Genomic DNA, 21,193 nt, shown 5'->3' on the forward strand with positions numbered 1-21,193 from the left:
GGGCAAGAGACAACAGTTTGGCATCAGATGCTGCGTCGATGGCGAACCACGGCCATTTTTTACCCAGCTTAACTCTCCCGAACCGCATCCAACAGAGGCTCTTCCTACGATGGGTTCGAACGAAGAACCCTATGCATGCTTCTCAAATTCTCTCTCCCCGAAGGCGGGTGCGCACACTGGCGCTCTTCGCTCTTGGCGTCATGCTGGCCGGCTGTGCGGCCGGTCCGGAATATCACCCCCTGACGCCTTCGGCGGCGTCGACCTGGCAGGCGGTGGTGCCGCACGATGGCAGTGTCAGCGCGATGGTCGACTGGTGGCGCCAGTTCGACGACCCGGTCCTTGGCCGGCTGATCGTGCAGGCGGAAACCGACAGTCCGAGTCTGGACAAAGCCTGGACGAAGATCGAGAAGGCGCGCGCAACACTGACCACGACGCGAGCGGGCGGCCTGCCCAGCCTGAGCGGCAGCGGTTCGCTATCGCGCGCAAGGCAGCAGACGACCGAAGGCGGCGCGCCAGTGCTTGCCACCAGCCGCAGCGCCGACCTCGATGCCTCCTGGGAACTGGATCTGTTCGGCAAGGTGCGTCGCAATGCGCAGGCGGCGCAGGCGCGCATCGATGCGCGCGTGGACGATTGGCATGACGCACGGGTCTCGCTGGCGGCCGAGGTGGCCGACACCTATGTGCAGTACCGCGCCTGCGGTCTGCTGACCCAGGCTTATGAGCGCGAATTGGCCTCGATGACCGAGACCGAGAAGGCCACCGCCGTTGCGGTGCGCGCCGGGTTCACTGCGCCTTCCGATGGCGCGCTCGCGCGAGCCAGCCTGGCGAGCACCACGTCCACGCTGCTGTCGCAGCGCGCCGAATGCGAACTGCTGGTGAAGTCGCTCGTCAATCTCACTGGCTTCGATGAGGCCGCGCTGCGAGCCCTGATGGCGCACGCTGGCGCACAGGTGCCGCAGCCGGCCGCGCTGGCAGTTCCGAGCGTGCCCGCTCAGGCCCTGCGCCAGCGACCCGACCTGGCCTCGAGCGAGCGGGAGCTCGCGGCTTCGAGCGCCGAGATTGGCGCCGCAGTGGCGGATCTGTACCCGAGCCTTTCGCTGACTGGATCGATCACGGTCTCGGCCTCCAACCTCTCTTCGTCGGTCACCACTTGGTCCCTGGGCCCGTCGCTGTCGATTCCGATCTTCGACGCCGGCAAGCGCCGCGCGGCAGTGGACAGCGCGCAAGCGAGCTACAGGTCGGCGCTGGCCGACTACCGGCAAAGTGTGCGCGACGCCGTGAAGGAGATCGAGCAGGCGCTGGTCCGCCTGGACAGCACGGCTCGACGCGCAGACCAGGCCGGGCAGGCGGCGCAGGAATATCGCCGCTACTTCGAAGCGACGGAGGTGAACTGGCGTGCCGGCGGCGCAAGCCTGCTCACGTTGGAAGAGGCGCGGCGCTCGGCGCTGTCCGCCCAGGTCGATGAGATCGCGCTGCAGCGCAACCGCGTCCAGTACTGGATCGCTCTCTACAAGGCGTTGGGCGGCGGCTGGCAGCCCGATTCGCCCGCGTTGCCGCCGCAGCAGACAAACAATCAATGAGGTTTACCGTGAATCGAAAGTTCTTTATCGGGACTGCGGCACTCGCCGTGGTGCTCGGGCTGGGGCTCGTCGCCTGGCTGGCCCGCCCGGCCGGGGACGCCCGCGTGCCCGGTGCCGACGCCCGGGCCCCCAGCGTGCTGACGGTCGAGGTGGTCGCGCCCCAGACGCAGAATTGGCCGCAGACACTGCAGGCGAGTGGGCCGGTCTCGGCCTGGCAGGAGGTCATCGTCAGCCCCGAGACCGGTGGCCTGCGCATCGCTGAACTGCTGGTGGATGTGGGGGCGAGCGTCAAGCGCGGCCAGCTTCTTGCGCGGCTGGCGGACGCGACCGTCAAAGCCGAAGTGCGCAAGCAGGAGGCTGCTGTCGCACAGGCCCGCGCCTCGCTCGACCAGGCTGTCTCCAACACGCGGCGCGCGAAGATCGCCGAAAGCAGCGGCGCGCTGTCGGCGCAGAAGATCGAGGAGTACCGGATCACCGAGGCCACCTCGCGCGCTTCGCTCGCTTCCGCGCAGGCCGAGCTCGACAGCAGCAAGCTCAAGCTCATCCAGACGCGCATCGTCGCTGCCGACGACGGCATCGTTTCCTCGAAGTCGGCGGTGCTGGGCAATGTGGTCAGTGCGGGCGCGGAGCTGTTCCGCCTGGTGCGGCAGGCCAAGGTCGAATGGCGCCCGGAGCTCGATGCCCGGCAGGTTGCTCTCGTGCGTGTGGGTCAGATCGCACGGGTCACATTGCCCAGTGGCGAGCAGGTGGAGGGCAAGGTCCGGCTGGTGGGCCCGACGCTGAGCACCACCACTGGCCGTGGCACGGTCTACGCGAGCCTGCCCGCCGCCAGTGCGTCGCGCTCGGGCATGTTCGCCAACGGCACGCTGGAACTCGACGCCAAATCCGCGCTCACGCTGCCGCAGTCGGCGATCGTGATGCGCGACGGCCGCTCGTATGTGTACGTGGTCGGCAGCGGTGACAAGGTGAGCAGCCATCCGGTCGCCACCGGACGTCGCCAGGGCGACCGCATCGAGGTGCTGTCCGGGCTCTCCGGCGATGCGCGCGTCGTTGCCGGCGGAGGCGCTTTCCTGTCGGAGGGCGTACAGGTCACGGTGGCCGGCGCAGCCAAAGCGCAGACAGGGGGCTCGCAGTGAACTTTTCCTCCTGGTCGATCCGCAATCCGGTTCCCTCTGTTCTGCTGTTCATCCTCCTCACGGCCTTGGGTCTGATTGGCTTCAGGAGCCTGCAGATCCAGGATTTTCCCGACACGGATTTGCCGACCATCCAGGTCTCGGCCACGCTCGAAGGCACTGCGCCATCGCAGCTGGAGACCGAGGTGGCGCGCAAGATCGAGGACAAGCTGGCTTCCCTGACGCGGCTGGACCACATCACCACCAAGATCACCGATGGCACGGTGAGCATCAGCGTCAGCTTCGAGATCGACAAGAACAGCGAAGAAGCGCTGAGCGAGGTCCGCAACGCGGTGGACAGCGCGCGCGCCGATCTGCCTGCCAGCATGGCTTCGCCCACGGTCTCGAAGCAGACCTCGGCAAGCTCGGCGTTGCTGACCTACACCGTCGAATCGACCAAGCTCGACGACCAGGATCTGTCCTGGCTCGTCGACAACACGGTGACCAAGGCGTTGCTGGCCGTCAAGGGCGTCGCGAAGGTCGAGCGCGTTGGCGGCATTGATCGGGAGGTCCACGTGGACCTCGATCCCACGCTGATGGCGGGCCTGGGCGTGACGCCGTCCGACGTTTCCACGCAGCTCAAGGCGGTGCAGAAAGAAAGCTCGGGCGGTGAGGGGGCCGTGGGCGGGCAGAAGCAGTCCACGCGCACCATCGTCACCGCCGGCACGGCCGAGGAGATTGCCGCGATCACCGTGCCGATCTCGAATGGACTCTACGTGCGGCTGGACCAGATCGCGCGGGTCAGCGACATCCATGCCGACCGCACGACCATGGCCTTTCGTGATGGCCGGCCGGTGATCGGCTTCCAGGTCACGCGTTCGCGCGGCTATTCCGACGTGGGCGTGGCCGAGGCCGCGCGCAGCGCCATCGAGCGCTTCTCCAAGGCGCACCCCGAGGCGAGCATCACCGAGGCGAGCATCACCGAGGCCTCGAATACGGTGACGCCGATCGAGGACAACTACACAGGCTCGATGCACCTGCTGTACGAAGGTGCATTCCTGGCGATCCTGGTGGTGTGGTGGTTCCTGCGCGACTGGCGCGCCACGCTCATCTCGGCCACCGCACTGCCGCTGTCCATCATTCCGGCCTTCGGCTTCATGGCGCTGGCGGGCTATTCGCTCAACGTCATCACGCTGCTGTCGCTGTCGCTGGTGGTCGGCATCCTGGTGGATGACGCGATTGTCGAGATCGAGAACATCGAACGCCACCTGCTGATGGGAAAGACGCCGTATCAAGCGGCAATGGAGGCGGCCGACGAGATCGGATTGGCCGTGATCGCCACTACCTTCGCACTTGTCGCGGTCTTCCTGCCCACGGCTTTCATGGGAGGCATCCCCGGCAAGTTCTTCCGGCAGTTCGGCGTGACCGCCTCGGTGGCGGTTCTGGCCTCGCTGCTGGTGGCGCGGCTTTTGACGCCGATGATGGCGGCCTATCTGCTCAAGCCGAAGACGCCGGGGCATCACGAGATCTCGACCGACGGTCCGACCATGACCCGCTATCTCGGCTGGGTCCGAGCCAGCCTGTCGCGGCGCAAGGCCACGGTGCTGGCCGCCATGGCCTTCTTTGGCTTGGCACTGCTCATCATCCCCTTCATTCCGACCGCCTTCATCCCGGCGCAGGACAAGGCGCAGAGCACCCTGACGATCAAGCTCGCGCCGGGCAGCACCTTGCAGGACACCGCGGCGACCAGCCAACGTGCGTCGCAGATGCTGCGCACACTGCCCGAGGTGAAAGGCGTATTTGCCTCGGTCGGCACGGCCACGAGCGGTGGCGGCATGAGCGCCAACGCCTCGACCGAGGTGACCAGTGCCACGCTCACCGTCGATCTGGTGCCGCGTGGCGAGCGAAAACTCAAGCAATCGGGTGTCGAGGCCAAGATGCGCGAGATGCTGCGAGCGCTTCCCGGCGCCCGTATCACAGTCGGGGCCGGCGCCAACGGAGAGTCGCTGGACATCACGCTGGCGAGTGACGATCCGCAGATCCTTGCCAGCGCGGCGGCGCAGGCAGAGTCGCAACTGCGCACGCTCAAGGGCATCGGCAACGTGACCTCCAGCGCTTCGTTGCAGCGCCCGGAGATCCAGGTGCACCCCGACACCGCTCGTGCAGCTGCGCTGGGTGTCACGTCGGAAGCGCTGGCCGACGCAGTGCGCCTGGCCACCTACGGCGACTATTCGAACTCGCTGCCCAAACTCAACCTGCCGGAGCGCCAGATCGCGATCCGCGTGCTCATGGATCCGTCGGTGCGCGGCAACCTCGATGCCATCGCGCAGCTGCGAGTCAAGGGCAGCGGCGGCAACGTGGACCTGGGCTCGGTGGCCGAGATCGTGATGGGCAGTGGCCCGTCGCAGATCGACCGACTGGATCGCTCGCGCAACGTGACGCTCAGTGTCGAGTTGAACGGACGCACGATCGGCGAGGTGCAGCGCGAAGCTGTGGCGTTGCCCGCACTGAAGTCTTTGCCGGCTGGCGTGCACCAGGTGGAACAAGGCGAATTGCAGCGCATGTCCGAACTGTTCCAGAGCTTCGGCGTCGCGATGGCGATCGGGATCTTCTGCATCTATGCGGTGCTGGTGCTGCTGTTCCATGACTTCCTGCAACCCGGCACCATCCTCAGTGCCTTGCCGCTGGCGATGGGCGGCGCCATGTTCGCGCTATGGCTCACGCACCAGGCATTTTCGATGTCTGTGGTGATCGGCGTTCTGATGCTGATGGGCATCGTCACGAAGAATTCGATCCTGCTCGTCGAGTACGCCATCGTGGCGCGCCGCGACCGAGGCATGGGCCGGTTCGACGCGCTGATCGATGCCTGCCACAAGCGCGCTCGCCCGATCGTGATGACGACCATCGCAATGGGCGCCGGCATGCTGCCCAACGCACTGGGGCTGGGTGCGGAGCCCAGTTTTCGCCAGCCGATGGCGATCGTCGTGATCGGAGGTCTGCTGACGTCCACCGCGCTGAGCTTGCTGGTCGTGCCGGTGATCTTCACTTACGTCGACGACCTCTTGCAGTGGGGGCGTGGCCTCGTGTCACGCAGGAGCGCCACACGCGCTGCGCCCGAGCAGGCCCTGCAGGCGGCCGAATGAAGACCGCGCAGGTCCGCTGATCAACCTTTCAAACCAGCCCGAGGAACGGGAATGGTTGAGCTCACCCGATGCAAAAGCGCCGGACGTCCCGATCGCTGCAGTAACAAAAGGCCCAACGTGAACGAACAACAATCTGCCATCGCGCGATGGCTGCGTACCGCATGTCTGCTGCTGTGCGTGTGGGGAGGCGCCGCGGCAGCCCAGGCGCAAAACGCGATCGAATCGGTCACGTCTTCGGTGCAATCCGGTGCAGAGGTCATCCGCATCGATTTTTCCCGGCCGCTTGTCACGGCGCCGACGGGTTTCACCATCCAGTCGCCTGCACGCATCGCCCTTGACTTTCCCGGAGTCACGAACGGCGTTGGCCGCGCGCCCATCGAAATCAACCAGGGCAATCTGCGCTCAGTCAACGTGGCGCAGGCCGGCGAGCGCACGCGCCTGGTGCTGAATCTCAAACAGGCAACGACCTACACGACCCAGGTTCAGGGCCAATCGCTGCTCGTGTCACTCGATCCTGTCGCCGGTGCGGCGCTCAACGCGCCCATGTCTTCCACCTTTGCGGAGAACCGCAGCAGGGATACCTTGCCGCTGCGCGACGTTGACTTCCGCCTGGGCTCGGATGGCGCCGGCCGCGTGATCGTCGATCTGGCCAACAGCCAGGTGGGCGTCGACATTCGGCAGCAAGGCAAGAACCTGGTCGTCGAATTCACCAAGTCCACGCTGCCCGAAGGTTTGCGCCGCCGCATGGACGTGGCGGATTTCGGCACCCCCGTCCAGTGGGTGACGGTGCAGCAAGCGGATGATCGCGTGCGCATGACCATCGAGCCCAAGGGCGACTGGGAGCACAGCGCCTACCAGAGCGAGAACCGGTTCGTCGTGGAAGTGCGCCCGCGCAAGATCGATCCGACCAAGCTCACGCAGGGCGTGAGCTACAGCGGCGAAAAGCTCTCGCTGAACTTCCAGAACATCGACATCCGTTCGCTGCTGCAGGTGATCGCCGACTTCACGAACTTCAACATCGTGACCTCGGACTCGGTGAGCGGCGCACTGACGCTGCGGCTGAAGGACGTGCCCTGGGACCAGGCCCTGGACATCATCTTGCAGGCGAAGAACCTGGGCGTGCGCAAGAACGGCGGCGTGCTGTGGATCGCACCCAAGGACGAAATCAACGCCAAGGAAAAGCTCGAATTCGAAGCGCAGGCCACCATACAGAGCCTGGAGCCGATTCGTACCCAGTCGTTTCAGCTGAACTACACCAAGGCCGCGACCCTCGTGCAAGGCCTGACGGGTAGCGGCAGTGGTGGCGGTGGGGGCGGCTCAGGCACGCCCACACGCATCCTGAGTCCGCGCGGCAGTGTGATCGCCGAGGCGCGCACCAACCAGCTTTTTGTCTCGGACATCCCCTCGCGTCTGCAGCAGGTCGCCGAGCTGATCCAGAAGCTCGATGTGCCGGTGCGACAGGTACTGATCGAGGCGCGCATCGTCGAGGCATCGGACACCTTCAGCAAATCGCTGGGCGTCAAGCTGGGTGGATCGTCCAAGGGCAGCAACAGTTCGATCGGCACCCAGGCGACGACGAGCAGCGATGGCACCGTGTCGTACTCGTCGACCTCCAGCAGCAACTTCGTCAACCTGCCGGCCAGCAGTTCCAGTGGCACTTCCACAGGAACCTTCGCGGTTTCGCTCTACAACTCCAGCATGTCGAAGATCCTGAATCTGGAAATATCCGCGCTGGAAGAAGACGGCAAGGGTAAGGTCGTGGCAAGCCCTCGGGTCGTCACGGCCGACCAAACCAAGGCCTTGATCGAGCAAGGGACCGAACTTCCTTACCAGTCTGCCACGTCGAGCGGCGCGACTTCGGTCTCCTTCAGGAAGGCGAATCTCAGGCTCGAGGTCACACCGCAGATCACGCCTGAAGGAAACATCATCCTGACGCTGGACGTGAACAAGGATTCCGTCGGCCAGTCGACCACTGCCGGCTATGCCATCAACACGAAGCACGTTCAGACCGAAGTGCTCGTAGAAAACGGAGGGACTGTCGTGATCGGCGGGATCTTCGAGCTGTCGGAAACGAACGACGAGTCACGGATACCGGTACTCGGTGAATTGCCCTATGTCGGGGTGCTGTTCCGATCACGCACCCGCGAGGTCAAGAAGAGCGAATTGCTGATCTTCATCACCCCGAAGATGATTACCGATCGGAATGCGGTCCGCTAGCCGCGATGCGATGTGGGCACGAGAAATTCATGTCGGCAGTCACCTGGCCCTGCGCATCGATGCGTCCTGTACTTTGGTTCGGACGGCATGGCGCAAGCAAGCAGCGGTTCGATGAACATCACGACCTCTCCAGCGTGAATGCCGATCCTTCGAACGAACGCCCGGCGGACTGTCTTGAGTTACGATGCACCTTCCGGCAAATTCATTGCGACGGCTTCTTCAGTGCCTCGGCGCGCCATGTTCAGCATCTCGGATTTCTTCGTTCTCCGCAGCTGAGTCCCCTTGGATACTCCTCAGATTCCCCCCTCGCGCGCCCGTGCGGCATCGTCGGAATCCGACTGGGATCAGCTCGGTCCCGATCCTCGCTTGTTCATCGGCTCGATGGCCAAGGGCATGCGCGTACTCGAGCTCTTCAACGAGCGCATCACGCCACTGTCGATCGGCGACATCGCCGACCACACGCAGATGGGCCGCAGCGCAGCCCAGCGCTACGTCTACACGCTGCATCAGCTCGGCTATCTCAACAAGGACGCGGAGTCGAAGAGATACTTTCCCGCGTTGAAGCTGCTCAGCCTGGTGCGCGGCATGCACCGCCATCATTCGCAGCGAGAGCTTGCATATCCCCTGCTGCAGAGCCTGGCCGCGCAAACGCTGGAAACGGTGTCATGGGTCGAACTCGACGGCGATGACGTGGTGGTGCTGCAGAACATTCCCGGCGCGCACATTACGGCCATCAATCTGCCGGTCGGCAGCCGCTTCCCGGCGCTCACCTCGTCGTCCGGGCAGGTGCTGCTGTCGCACGCACCGCAGGCGCAGCTGGCGGCCATGCTCGATGCGCTGGCGCCAGCGGTGCGCTCGCGTTTCGGCAGGCGCAGCAACGCCGAGGTGCTGGCGATCTTCCGCGAGGCGGCCGAGAACGGGTACTCGTTCACCGAGAAGAATTTTTCGGAAGACGGCGTTTCGGTTTCCGTTCCTGTGACCGATGCGGGGCGCATCGTCGCGGCCATCAACGTGTCGACCGTGCACACGCGCTTCGATCTCGCGAAGGCGCACAAAGTGATCCTGCCCAAGCTCGAGCAGGCGGCGCGCGAAGCGTCGATCTGATCTCCCTTTTTCCTTCTGGTGCCGCCTGACACGGCGGCTTGTGCGCTCCCGTCAGCCGGGCTGGGTACGCACATCCACGTACGCGATTTTTCTTGACAAAGGCGTGACAAAGCCAGATCCTTGAAAAATTGCAGGTCGATTTACAAAATTGCATTGCAATTAAATAACGACCGGCGGTGACCACCGGGAACAGGATGTCCGTGCAAAACAAGCTTCTTCCGCATGTCGCAATGAACGAGGTCGGCGATGAAACCATCGGCGCGCTGCTGGCACGGCGCGCCCGGCATCACCCGGACGAGATCTATTGCACGTTCCGGGACGAGCAGATCAGCTTTCGCCGGCTCGACCAGCGCGTCAGCCAGGTCGCCGCAATGCTCAGGCGCGCAGGGCTGGCGCGCGGCGACCGGGTGGCAGTCATGCTTGCGAGTCATCCGGACCACCTTTACCTGATCTTTGCGCTGGCCCGTCTGGGCATAGTGAGGGTGCCCATCAATGTCCACCTGATCGGCGCGCCACTCGAACACCTGCTCACGGAGCTCGCCCCTCGAGCCCTGGTTGTCGACACGGCCTTCGAGGCCGCATTGGAGGGCATCGCGGCGCCGCTGCCGCAGCTCATCTGGCGCAACGGCGCAGACCGCGAATTCGATGGGTATGCCACCTTGGCCGAGGACGATTCGGCGTTGGCCGTGGCAGCCGACGATGTCATTGCGCTGAGCCCGAGTTCGGGCACCACGGGCGCGCCCAAGGGGGTGCTGAAGACCGACCGACATCTGCGCGCCGGGCCGATGGCGGTGCTTCGCCTGACCGAAGCAGGGCCCGGTGATGTCTTCCTGTTCTGGGAGGCCCTGCACCACGGCTCCGGCGTCGCTGTCGCCATCGCGGCCCTGATCGGCCGCTTCCAGCTGGCGATGCTCGAGCGGTTCAGTGCGTCGCGCTTCTGGGACGACGCGAGGCGGCACAGGGCCACACACATCCACTACCTGGGCAGCGTGCTGCCCATGCTGATGAAGCAGCCCGCGCGCGCCGACGACCGCCAGCACGGCGTGCGCTTCGCCTGGGGCGGCGGCTGTCCCGCGCACATCTGGACCGAATTTGCCGATCGCTTCGGGGTCACGATGCGCGAGGGCTATGGCCTGTCCGAACTGATCACCTTCGTGACGGCGAACGTGGACGGCACGCCCGGCTCGATCGGCAAGCCGCTCTCGTACTACGAGATTTCCCTGCTCGACGATGACGGCGCGCCGGTGGCGGCCGGCGAAAAAGGCGAAGTTGCAGTGCGCGCATGGGATGCCCGGCTCGGCTTTCTGGGCTACTTCAGGAACCCCGAAGCCGACGCCACCGCGCGCCGCGGCGATCTCTTCATGACCGGCGACCTCGCGCACGCGGACGCCAATGGCAATCTCTACTACGCAGGACGCAAGAAGGACATGCTGCGCAGGCGAGGCATCAACATTTCCGCGTGGGATGTAGAGCGCGTCTTCGCGGAACACGAAGCCATCGCCGAAGTGGCGCTGGTGGGCGTGCCCAGCGATCTGGGCGAAGACGAGCTCAAGCTCTTCGTGCGCTTGCGCGATGGCGTGCGCATCGAGCCGCTGGAGCTGATCCGCTGGTCGAGCCAGCGCTTGCCGTACTTTCAGGTTCCACGCTACATCGAATTCATCGACGCTTTCCCCAAGACGCCCACGCAGCGCATCCAGAAGAAAGAACTCTCGCGCCAGGTGGCCGGTGTCTGGGATGCCGCCACCACCGACTTTCGCGCTGCCAAACACTGAAGCCTCGCAGTTGCGGCGGCTACCGCATCTCCATCGCCTTGCCCTTTTTCATTCGAGAGGAAGAACATGATTCGAGCAGATCTGAGTTCCTGGTGTCGCGCGGTTGCAGTGGGCGCGGTCTTGCTGCTTGGCGCCGGCGCCCATGCGGCATTTCCCGAGAAGCCGCTGAGCCTGATCGTGGGCTTTTCGGCGGGCGGCGGCGTCGACGTGGTCGGGCGCGCGATCGCCCAGGGCCTGTCACTTCAGCTGAAGCAATCGGTTGTCGTCGACAACAAGACGGGTGCCTCCGGCGCCATCGCCGCACAGTTCGTCAAGCGCGCCGCGCCCGACGGCTACACGCTGCTCATGGCGCCCACCACCTCGTATGTCATGTCGGAAAAAATGGTCGGTCCCGAAGCCACAGGCTACGAGATCGCCAAGGACTTCAAGCCAGTGGCTACCGTCGGCGAACTGCCGCTGGTGATGCTGGTGTCGAAGCAGAGCGGAATCACTTCGTACGCCGAACTGGGAGCACAGGCGCGCAAGACCCCCGGCAAGATCGCCTACGGTTCGTCGGGCAATGGCTCCACCGAACACATCGTCACCGAGTGGTTCAGGCAGCAGGCCGGCCTCGACCTGCTGCACGTGCCCTACAGGGGCTCCGCGCCCGCGATGGCCGACCTGTTCGCCGGCGAGATCCAGATCATGCTGACGACCTCTCCGACTGCGCTGACCAACCTCGCCACGGGGCGCGTTGTGGCCGTGGGCGTCGCCAGCGCCCAGCGGCTGTCCGTGATGCCCGACGTGCCGACGTTCGCCGAGCAAGGCCTGCCCCGGTTCATGGCCGCGTCGGTATACGCCGTGCTTGCGCCGAAGGGCACCCCCGACGATGTTGTCGCGGCGCTGAACGCCGCGCTCAACCAGGTGCTGAATGGCGAGGCAACCCAGCGCCGCTTTGCGCAGCTGGGCGTGCAAGTGGTGCACAGCACGCCGGCGCAGGCGCGCGAACTGCTGCAGCAGGAATCAACCAAGTGGGAACGCGTGGTGCAGCCCATCCGGGCGACTTCACGTTGAGCCCGAGACAACAACGAGACGATCAATGACCAACACGATTTCCATGCCGCCCTGCGTCACGCTCGCCATCGACAACGCGATTGCGACGATCACGCTCGACCGGCCACAGGCGATGAACGCATTCAATCGCGAGCAGCGCGAACTCTTTCGCGCGGCGCTGGTGGCGGCAGATGCCGACGATGCCGTGCGGGCGATCGTCATCACCGGTCGCGGCAAGGCCTTTTGCGCAGGCCAGGACCAATACGAAAGCGCAGCGATGGACGCCGCCGGATCCGCGGCGCGCATCGACAGCTACCTCGACCTGTACGAGATTTTTCGTGCACTGAGAAAGCCCGTCATCGCGCGCATCAACGGCGTGGCGGCTGGCGCGGGCCTGCAGATCGCGCTCATGTCCGACTTGCGCATCGCATCGACGCAAGCGCGCTTCGGCATGACCGAGTTCAAGGTGGGCTCGGCGGCCATCGTGGGCAGCGCGTTGCTGTGGCCGATCATCGGAGAGGCCGCGATGAAACGGATGGTGTTGCTGGCCGAGATCGTGCCGGCGCAGCAGTCGCTGGCGCTGGGCCTGGTCCACGAGGTGGTCGAGGACGAACGGCTGGACGCACGCGTCGCGGAGATCTGCGCGCTGGTCGCGACCTGGTCACCCACCTCGGTGGCCATCACCAAGTCATGGTGGAAGGAGATGAGCGACGAACTGTTCGCCAAGGCGTGCGCGGCGGCTCGGCGCGGCCATGCCATCAACTTTGCCTCCGGTGCGTACTCCGAGGGGGCCAGAAAGTTCACTGCGCGCCCGCGTCCTTAGAGCGCCATGCCGGCCGAGCCCACCGAAGGGCTAGGATGCGGACTGATCTGCGAGACCATCATGCACGCCCGTGTCGACGAAGAAATCACTTTCCGCAAGCTTGAGACGCTGATCGCGTTCATGGAAACCGGCAATCTCGCGCGCGCGGCCGAGCGGCTCGAGGTCAGCACGGTGAGCGTGCACCGTGCCTTGCACTCTCTGGAAGTCGGCGTGCGCTGCGCGCTGTTTCGCCATGAGGGCCGCAACCTCCATCCCACCGAGGCCGCGCATGCGCTGGCCGAAGTGGCGCGCGAGGTGCTGCAGACCATGTCCGCGGGCATCCGCTCCACGCGCGAGGTCGCCGGCTACTCGGCCGATCGCATCCGTATCGGGTCGCTCTACTCGCTGACCATCCGCACTGTGCCCGCGGTCCTCATCCACATGAAGGTGCGCAAGCCCAGCCTTGAAACCGAGCTCGTGCTCGGCTCCAACGCGGATCTGCTGCAGAAAATTCGCGACGGCGCTGTCGATGCGGCGCTGATGGCGGTCCCGGAAGAGGTTGGCGACATCGTTTCGGAGCCGCTGTTCGAAGACGACATCTACTTCGCAGCCCCGATGGGATCGCGCTTCGCCGCGCTCGATTGCGTCGACCTGAGCGAATGTTCCGACGAAAAATTCGTCAGCCTCAAGGAGGGGTTCGCTACCTACAACGGGTTCGTGGAGGCCTTTCGCGTGGCGAACTTCACTCCCAACGTGGTGATGAAGACCGGCGACATCTTCTCACTGATGAACCTGGTCAGCGGTGGCATTGGCTACACGCTGCTGCCAGGGCGCGTGCGCGACCTGTTCTCGCAGAAGGTCCAACTGATTCCGCTGGCGCCCAAGTACCTGATGCGCCAGACCTTGGGAGTCAGCTTCCTGCGTACACGCGAGCGCGACCCGAACCTGCTTGCGCTGCTCGCGGTATGCAGGAGCGCCAGGGCCGAACTGGCCTGAGCGCGGCACCGCATTGGCGTCCTCGATCGTTTCGCTGAGAGTAACTGTCGTCGACTGCCGTTAATTGATTGCGGCCGGGCAAGCCGATACCGTACGTCTCCAGGAACAGCGCCCCTCGCGCGCCGTCACTCCGGAGACATAACCCATGATCATCTACGGCACCGCGCTGCTGGCCTTGTGCCATCTGCTGGGCATTTTTCTGGGCGACCTGCTGGGTCAGGCGCTGGGTGTAAAGACCAACGTCGGCGGCGTGGGCATCGCGATGCTGCTGCTCATCACGGCGCGCATCTACATGAACAGGAAGGGCATCCTGCCCAAGCTGACCGAACTGGGCGTGGAGTACTGGGGTGCCATGTACATCCCGGTGGTGGTCGCCATGGCGGCGCAGCAGGACATGGTTTCCGCGTTGCGCGGTGGACCCGTCGCACTACTTTCGGCGCTGGCGGCCGTTGCCGTCTGCGCGGTGGCGATCTCGCTGATCAATCGCATGGAGCATCCGGTCGCCAGCTCGCAGGCCGAGCCGGTGCGCAACGACAACCCTCTTCTCAACGAGGCGGAATGAGCGCCATGCTTGAAATCCTCGAAAAAGCGGCCTTGCAGAACGGCCTGGTCAGCGCCTTCATGGTCGTGGGGCTGATCGTGCTGCTTTCCGGCCAGATCTCGCGCCGCCTGACCTTCGGGCGCGTGCACGGATCGGCCATCGCCATCGTGATCGGGCTCATCTTCGCGTATTGGGGCGGCACCCGGACCGGGGGCCACAAAGGCCTGGCCGATATGTCGCTGTTCGGAGGCATCGGCCTGATGGGCGGGGCCATGCTGCGCGATTTCGCGATTGTTGCCACGGCCTTTGAAGTGCAGGTGACCGAAGCTCGCCAGGCGGGGCTCATCGGAGTGATCTCGCTGTTGCTCGGGACGCTGCTGCCTTTTGTAGTGGGCGCGGCGATCGCCTGGAGTTTCGGCTACTCCGACGCGGTCAGCATGACAACGATCGGCGCCGGGGCCGTCACCTACATCGTGGGCCCCGTCACGGGGGCGGCCATCGGTGCCAGCCCCGACGTGATGGCGCTGAGCATCGCGACCGGCCTGGTCAAGGCCATCCTCGTGATGGTCGGCACCCCGATGGCCGCACGCTTCCTGCGCCTGAAGACGCCGCGCTCGGCGATGGTCTTCGGCGGCCTTGCCGGCACTGTGAGCGGCGTGTCGGCCGGCCTCGCGGCCACCGATCGCAAGCTGGTGCCCTACGGTGCGCTGGTCGCTACTTTCCATACCGGACTGGGCTGCCTCCTGGGCCCGTCCGTGCTGTTTTTTGCCGTCAAGGCGGTGATGGGTTGAGGAATGGACGAATGGATCGCATGAACTGGAACACCAGGACCGAAAACCGCGCGGACCGGTTGGCCCGCGCCGCGCAGGCACTTGGCACGCAGCGCCAGGACAAGCTGGTGGCCACCGAAGCGATCGGCACGCTGCTGGAGGCCGTGCTGGAGCCAGGCGACCGGGTCTGCCTGGAAGGCAACAACCAGAAGCAGGCCGACTTCCTGGCCCGCGCGCTGGTGCAGGTCGACACGGCGCGGGTGCACGGCCTGCACATGGTGCAGTCGGTGCTCGCGCTGCCCGAGCACCTGGACTTGTTCGAAAACGGCGTGGCGAGCCGGCTGGACTTCAGCTTCTCGGGGCCGCAGGGCGCGCGCCTGGCCAAGCTGGTGTCGGCCGGGCGCATCGAGATCGGCGCGATCCACACCTACCTGGAGCTTTTCGCGCGCTACTTCGTCGACCTCACACCGCGCGTGGCGTTGGTGGCTGCCCATGCCGCGGACGCCGAGGGCAACCTCTACACCGGCCCCAACACCGAGGACACTCCCGCCATTGTCGAAGCCACCGCTTTTTCCGGTGGCATCGTGATCGCGCAGGTTAACGAGCTGGTCGATGGCCGCACCACCAAGCTGCCGCGCATCGACATACCGGCGGACTGGGTGAGCTTCGTGGTGAAAGCGCCGCGCCCCAATTTCATCGAACCTTTGTTCACTCGCGACCCGGCGCAGATCAGCGAGATTCAGGTGCTGATGGCCATGATGGCGATCAAGGGCATCTACGCCGAATACGGCGTTCAGCGCCTGAACCACGGCATCGGCTTCGACACGGCAGCGATCGAACTGCTGCTGCCGACCTATGCCGAGTCGCTCGGCCTCAAGGGCAAGATCTGCAAGCACTGGGCGCTCAACCCGCATCCCGCGCTGATCCCGGCGATCGAGGCAGGCTGGGTCGAATCGGTGCATTCCTTCGGCTCCGAGCTGGGCATGGAGGACTACATCCGCGCGCGCTCCGACGTGTTCTTCACCGGCCCGGACGGGTCGCTGCGCAGCAACCGCGCGTTCTGCCAGGCCGCAGGGCACTACGCCTGCGACCTCTTCATCGGGTCGACGCTGCAGATCGACCTCGACGGCAACAGCTCGACCGCCACGCTGGGACGCATTGCGGGCTTCGGCGGCGCGCCCAACATGGGCGCCGACGCGCGCGGTCGACGCCACACGAGCCCGGCCTGGCTCAAGGCGGGCCAGGAAGCGCGCGCGGGCCGCGGCGGCGCGGCCGGCACGCCGCGTGGCCAGAAGCTGGTGGTGCAGATGGTCGAAACCTTCCGAGAGCACATGCAGCCCGCCTTCGTCGACCGGCTGGACGCATGGCAGTTGGCGGAACAGTCGGGCATGGAACTGCCGCCGATCATGATCTACGGCGACGACGTGAGTCACATCCTCACCGAGGAAGGCATCGCCAACCTGCTGTTGTGCCGCAACGATGCAGAGCGCGAGCAGGCGATCCGAGGCGTAGCAGGCTACACGGCGGTCGGGCTGGGGCGCGACAAGCGCGCGGTGGAGAACCTGCGCGACCGCGGCGTGATTCGCCGGCCGGAGGATCTGGGCATCGACCCGCGTGACGCCACGCGCAACCTTCTGGCCGCGCGCAGCATGCGCGACATCGTGCGCGCCTCGGGCGGGCTGTACCAGCCGCCCCAACGATTCAGGAACTGGTAGGAAACAACCATCATGAGCATTCCAGCAGGACTCGAAATCCTGGACTTTTCCTTCCCCGGGCAGCGCATCGCGGACACCTTTTCGCCAGTCCTGGTCGGCGTGGTCGGCTCGGGCAACCTCGAGGTGATGCTCGAGAGCGCTGCCGGCGATGACTGCACCGTGCGCATCGAGACCTCGGCGCGCGGCTTCGAACCCATCTGGCGGGCAGTGCTGGCGGACTTTCACGAACGGCATCCGCTCGGAGGCATCCGCATCTCGATCAATGACATGGGCGCCACCCCCGCAGTGGTGGGCCTGCGGCTCGGCCAGGCAGTGGCCGAACTGCCGGGAGCATCGTCATGAGCCTCAGCTATGCCGAATGCACGGCGCGTGAGCGCCTGGCCCTTCTGCTGGATGCGGGCAGCTTCCACGAGTGGCTGCCGCCGTCCGAGCGGCTGACCAGCCCGCACCTTGCCCAACTGGGTGTGCCCTGTGCTTTCGACGATGGCGTTGCGATCGGCCGCGCCTCATTGGCCGGTCGCACGGTCTTCGTTGCCGCGCAGGAGGGCGCCTTCATGGGCGGCGGCGTTGGCGAAGTGCATGGCGCCAAGCTCGTGGGCCTGTTGCAGCGCGCACTGCGCGACCGGCCAACGGCCGTGCTGCTGCTGGCCGAGTCCGGTGGAGTGCGGCTGCACGAAGCCAATGCCGGCCTGATTGCAGTGTCGGAGGTGATGCGCTCGGTGCTCGACGTGCGTGCGGCGGGCATCCCCGTGATCACGCTGATCGGCGGCGCGAACGGCTGCTTCGGTGGCATGGGCATCGTCGCGCGCTGCACTGACTACATCGTGATGAGCGACAGCGGCCGGCTGGCCATGTCCGGCCCCGAGGTGATCGAGGCTTCCTTCGGTGTGGAGGAGTTCGATTCGCGCGACCGCGCCCTGGTGTGGCGTACCACCGGCGGCAAACACCGTTGGCTGACAGGCGATTGCGACGAGCTCGTTGAAGACGATGTGCAGGCCTTCCGCGAGGCGGCCATCTGCGCGCTCTCGGCTGCGAAGCCGGTCACGTCGGCATTGCTCGAGACCGAACACGCGCTGCTGAGCGCGCGCTTGCGCGATATGCCGCCACCCAGCGATGACCTGGACGACGCAATGGCGCTCTGGCAGCGCCTGGGCGTGGCCGATGCGCAGCGCATTCCCGACATTGACGTGGCCGCCATGCATGCCTTGCGCGTGGCCACGGAGGCACAAAGATGAAATGGAACACGTTGGTCACGCAACTTTTTGGCCCCTTCCACGGCATGCGTGAGGCCGGCGATTTTCTTCAAGGGGAGGTCTTGTTCGAGGGCGAGTTGCTCACGGTCATCGGGACAACGAATCACGCATCGATCGGCGTTCGGCTCGCGTTGGCGCAAGCCCGCGTGGTGCTTGACACGATCTCGCAGCATCCGGGTCGACCGATCCTGCTGCTCATCGATACCCAGGGCCAGCAGCTGCGCCGACGCGACGAATTGCTCGGTATCAATCGTGCCATGGCACACCTCGGCATGTGTATTGACCTTGCGCGGCGGAATGGGCATCGAGTGATTGGACTGGTGTACGACCAGGCGTTGTCGGGCGGCTTCATCACCTCGGGCCTGATCGCCGATGCCTGCGATGCGCTGCCTGAGGCGGAAATCCGTGTCATGCGCATCCCTGCGATGGCACGAGTGACCAAGTTGCCCGAGGCCATGCTCACTGAGCTTTCCGAATCGAATCCTGTGTTTGCACCCGGTGTCGGCAACTACGTGGCCATGGGCGGCGTGCGCGCCCTCTGGGAGGGCAATCTGCAGGTGGCGTTGCGTGCTGCATTGTCCGAAGCGACAGGTGAAGACCGACGTGCCAAGGATGGCGCCTTGCGCGGCGGCCGCAAGCTCGCCGCCGACGTGGCGCAACGTGTGCTCGATGCTGCCTGAGGTGCTGGCATGAAGCTGCTGCGCCGCCATCGCCTCGCTCACCTTTCCGGCCAGGGCTGGACGCAAGCGCTGGCCCGCCCATGGGACTGCGAGGGCAGGGCGTGCATCGCGCACTGGGCAGATCGAGGCCTTCCGCTCGTCGTGACACGCCAACACGAGCTTGCGACCGCGCAGGAGGAAACTGTATCGCTCGGCCTTCCCGCGCCAACTCACTGGGGCCGCCGCCGGCTCGGCTTGCAGGTGCCGCGTTCGGCCATCCTGTGCTTCGGTGAATTTCCGCGCGCAAACGAGGTGCTGCATTTGCTGCCGCGCGATGCGCGCGCGGCCTGGCACAGGTTGGCGACAGCGCTCGAAGTGGGGCGCGTGCAGGTGCGCGCCTACGGCAGCTATGGTTGGCAACAACTCACGGGCTTGCGGTACGTGCACCCGGGATCCGATCTGGACTTGTGGATCGCGGTCGACGATGCACGCCACGCGGACTCCGTGGCTGCCTGTCTGCAGGCCCAGGCGCCCGGGCGGTTGCGGCTTGATGGCGAACTTGTCTTTCGCGATGGCAGCGCGGTCAATTGGCGCGAGTGGAGCGCCTGGCGGGCCGGACATTCGCGCAGCGTGCTCGTAAAGCACGTGTGCGGTGCCCGCCTGGAGACAAACGCCTTCGTGCCCGAAGACAGTCAAGAGATGGGGCTTGCGGCATGAGCACTGCGTTACCTCTCGCCCGCGTCTCGACAGCGTTCTCTTCACCGCCTTCATCGCACGCAATCGGTTGCGCGGCAACGCTGGCGCTGTACGACGAGCTGGCGTTGGCACCGAAGCCAGGACTGGTGTCCTTCGTCGACAACGGCAGTCATGACGACATGGACGCACACACCTTCATGCGAAGCCTCATTGCGCTGCGGCACTACTTCGTGCAGATCGCTGAGTTGGGCGAGGCGCATGCACCTTTCAACGCACTGGAAGCTTGTGGAATTGCCGCAGAGGCTCAGATGTTGGAGGCGACGGGTGGCGTGAACACACACCGCGGCGCCGTCTTTACCTTGGGCCTGCTCTGTGCCGCCGCCGGTGCGGCGCGACGCGATGGGGAGCCGGCGCGTCCAGCCGCACTGCGGATCGCATTGCGTCGACATTGGGGCGATGCGTTGCAGGCCCGCAGCGACCGCGTTTCCACCTTGCCAGGCGGCATCGCGGCCCGCCGCCATGGATTGCGAAGCGCATCGCAAGAGGCCGCGCTTGGATTCCCGGTGTTGTTCGACACGGCGGTTCCGACACTTTTTCGTGCGGTGCGGCGCGGTCTGAGCCCGGAGCAGGCGCGTGTCGATACCTTGTTCGCCGTCATGGCTGTACTGGACGACAGCAACCTGGCGCACCGCGGCGGAATTCAGGGCCTGCGCGACGCACAGCAGGCAGCGCGCGATTTTCTTGCGAAGGGCGGTGCAGCAGGGCAGGGGGGCATGGAAGCCGCACATGCGGTTCACCGTGACTTCGTCGCGCTTCGTCTGTCGCCTGGTGGCGCTGCGGATACCCTGGCCGCGGCGTGCTGGATGCAGCGCATCTGCGGCGTGGCGGAATGAGCTACGCCGTCGTCTTTTCGGGCCAGGGCATGCAGCATCCCGACATGCTGCCTTGGCTCGCGAATGATGAAACGGTGCACGCCATGCAGCAGTTACTCGGCATCGATGACTGGAGAGCATGCGTAAAAGATCCCGTTTGGGCGGGGCGCAATGCGAATGCCCAGGTTCTGCTGACAGGCCTGGCGTTGGCTGCATGGGCCCAGCTTGCCCCATGTCTTCCAGCGCCAGCGGCGGCGGCTGGCTACAGTGTTGGCGAACTGGCGGCGTTTTCGGCGGCTGGCGTTTTCGATGCAAACACGGCCCTTGAGTTGGCGCATCGCCGCGCAGCGCTGATGGACTGTGCTGGGGAGTCGAATTCCACAGGCCTGATGGGCGTCAGCGGGGTGACCGAATCGCTGCTCGAACGGCTGTGCGAAGAATTCGATCTGGTCGTCGCCATACGAAACGGCATCGACAGCGTTGTGCTCGGGGGCCTGCAAGTCGTGCTGCCGCTCGCAATCGAAGCGGCGCAACGCCAGGGCGTGCACGCTTTGCTTCTCAATGTGCAGGTGGCATCACATACACGGTGGATGGCTGCGGCGGCGCAGGGCTTTGCTGCGCACATTGCGCCGCTGGCGTTTCGTGCTGCCGGAGTTCCTCTCTTCAGCGATGCGGCGGGCCGCGTTGCCGAGCCGCCTGAACTCAAGCACGCGTTGGCCATGCAGATCGATCACATAGTGCGGTGGGACGAATGCATGGAAAGCGTCGCCGGGCGACGAGTGGCATGCGTGATCGAGATTGGTCCAGGGCGGGCACTGGCGCGCATGTGGAACGGCCAGTACGCCGATACGCCAGCACGCTCCGTAGACGAATTTCGTAGCGTGGAAGCCATTGCGCGCTACGTTCAGAAATGCATGACAGCGGCTTAG

At 65.3% G+C, this 21,193-nt stretch carries 18 protein-coding genes; all 18 read left to right on the top strand.

The annotated features are described in order from the left end of the window. Positions 1–131: 131 nt before the first annotated feature. The 18 genes from ACSFCA_RS12095 (at position 132) to ACSFCA_RS12180 (ending at position 21,193) form a co-directional block, all read left to right on the top strand. Positions 132–1,580 carry an efflux transporter outer membrane subunit gene (locus ACSFCA_RS12095; RefSeq protein WP_435459671.1) on the top strand — a complete coding sequence of 483 codons (1,449 nt, stop codon included), beginning with the start codon at positions 132–134 and terminating at the stop codon, positions 1,578–1,580. An 8-nt stretch (positions 1,581–1,588) separates the two neighbouring features. Beyond that, the gene (locus ACSFCA_RS12100) at positions 1,589–2,716 is read left to right on the top strand and encodes an efflux RND transporter periplasmic adaptor subunit (protein ID WP_435459672.1); all 1,128 of its coding nucleotides are present in this window, start codon (positions 1,589–1,591) and stop codon (positions 2,714–2,716) included. Beyond that, positions 2,713–5,835: an efflux RND transporter permease subunit gene (locus ACSFCA_RS12105; protein ID WP_435459673.1), complete on the top strand. Its 3,123-nt coding sequence runs from the start codon at positions 2,713–2,715 to the stop codon at positions 5,833–5,835. Before ACSFCA_RS12100 ends, ACSFCA_RS12105 begins: the two co-directional genes overlap by 4 nt. Before the next feature lie 117 nt (positions 5,836–5,952). After that, positions 5,953–8,052, top strand: coding sequence for a type IV pilus secretin PilQ (locus tag ACSFCA_RS12110; RefSeq protein WP_435459674.1), 2,100 nt, complete (start codon positions 5,953–5,955; stop codon positions 8,050–8,052). 282 nt (positions 8,053–8,334) lie between these two features. After that, on the top strand, positions 8,335–9,156 hold the full coding sequence (locus ACSFCA_RS12115; RefSeq protein ID WP_435459675.1) for an IclR family transcriptional regulator: 822 nt from the start codon (positions 8,335–8,337) through the stop codon (positions 9,154–9,156). 200 nt (positions 9,157–9,356) lie between these two features. Then, positions 9,357–10,928: an AMP-binding protein gene (locus tag ACSFCA_RS12120; RefSeq protein WP_435459676.1), complete on the top strand. Its 1,572-nt coding sequence runs from the start codon at positions 9,357–9,359 to the stop codon at positions 10,926–10,928. A gap of 66 nt (positions 10,929–10,994) precedes the next feature. Further along, entirely contained in the window at positions 10,995–11,981 is a 987-nt protein-coding gene (locus ACSFCA_RS12125; protein ID WP_435459677.1) for a Bug family tripartite tricarboxylate transporter substrate binding protein, read from the top strand. Positions 11,982–12,006: 25 nt separating this feature from the next. Further along, positions 12,007–12,783: an enoyl-CoA hydratase/isomerase family protein gene (locus tag ACSFCA_RS12130; protein WP_435459678.1), complete on the top strand. Its 777-nt coding sequence runs from the start codon at positions 12,007–12,009 to the stop codon at positions 12,781–12,783. A gap of 60 nt (positions 12,784–12,843) precedes the next feature. Further along, complete coding sequence (locus ACSFCA_RS12135; protein ID WP_435459679.1) at positions 12,844–13,758, top strand: LysR family transcriptional regulator; 915 nt, start codon at positions 12,844–12,846, stop codon at positions 13,756–13,758. A 145-nt stretch (positions 13,759–13,903) separates the two neighbouring features. Further along, complete coding sequence (gene madL / locus ACSFCA_RS12140; RefSeq protein ID WP_435459680.1) at positions 13,904–14,320, top strand: malonate transporter subunit MadL; 417 nt, start codon at positions 13,904–13,906, stop codon at positions 14,318–14,320. A 5-nt stretch (positions 14,321–14,325) separates the two neighbouring features. Next, complete coding sequence (gene madM / locus ACSFCA_RS12145; RefSeq protein WP_435459835.1) at positions 14,326–15,090, top strand: malonate transporter subunit MadM; 765 nt, start codon at positions 14,326–14,328, stop codon at positions 15,088–15,090. An 11-nt stretch (positions 15,091–15,101) separates the two neighbouring features. Next, on the top strand, positions 15,102–16,784 hold the full coding sequence (mdcA, locus tag ACSFCA_RS12150; RefSeq protein WP_435459681.1) for a malonate decarboxylase subunit alpha: 1,683 nt from the start codon (positions 15,102–15,104) through the stop codon (positions 16,782–16,784). A gap of 12 nt (positions 16,785–16,796) precedes the next feature. Then, positions 16,797–17,126, top strand: coding sequence for a malonate decarboxylase acyl carrier protein (mdcC, locus tag ACSFCA_RS12155; protein WP_435459682.1), 330 nt, complete (start codon positions 16,797–16,799; stop codon positions 17,124–17,126). Then, positions 17,123–18,019 carry a biotin-independent malonate decarboxylase subunit beta gene (locus ACSFCA_RS12160; RefSeq protein ID WP_258349717.1) on the top strand — a complete coding sequence of 299 codons (897 nt, stop codon included), beginning with the start codon at positions 17,123–17,125 and terminating at the stop codon, positions 18,017–18,019. The genes mdcC and ACSFCA_RS12160 overlap by 4 nt, the downstream gene beginning before the upstream one ends. After that, complete coding sequence (locus ACSFCA_RS12165) at positions 18,016–18,717, top strand: biotin-independent malonate decarboxylase subunit gamma (protein WP_258349716.1); 702 nt, start codon at positions 18,016–18,018, stop codon at positions 18,715–18,717. Before ACSFCA_RS12160 ends, ACSFCA_RS12165 begins: the two co-directional genes overlap by 4 nt. A gap of 9 nt (positions 18,718–18,726) precedes the next feature. Then, a complete protein-coding gene (gene mdcG / locus ACSFCA_RS12170) occupies positions 18,727–19,413 on the top strand; it encodes a malonate decarboxylase holo-[acyl-carrier-protein] synthase (protein ID WP_435459683.1) in 687 nt (228 codons plus the stop codon). Next, entirely contained in the window at positions 19,410–20,285 is an 876-nt protein-coding gene (mdcB, locus tag ACSFCA_RS12175; RefSeq protein WP_435459684.1) for a triphosphoribosyl-dephospho-CoA synthase MdcB, read from the top strand. The genes mdcG and mdcB overlap by 4 nt, the downstream gene beginning before the upstream one ends. Next, entirely contained in the window at positions 20,282–21,193 is a 912-nt protein-coding gene (locus ACSFCA_RS12180) for an acyltransferase domain-containing protein (RefSeq protein ID WP_435459685.1), read from the top strand. The genes mdcB and ACSFCA_RS12180 overlap by 4 nt, the downstream gene beginning before the upstream one ends.

The organism is Variovorax multivorans (assembly GCF_051216835.1).
Lineage (GTDB): Bacteria > Pseudomonadota > Gammaproteobacteria > Burkholderiales > Burkholderiaceae_C > Variovorax.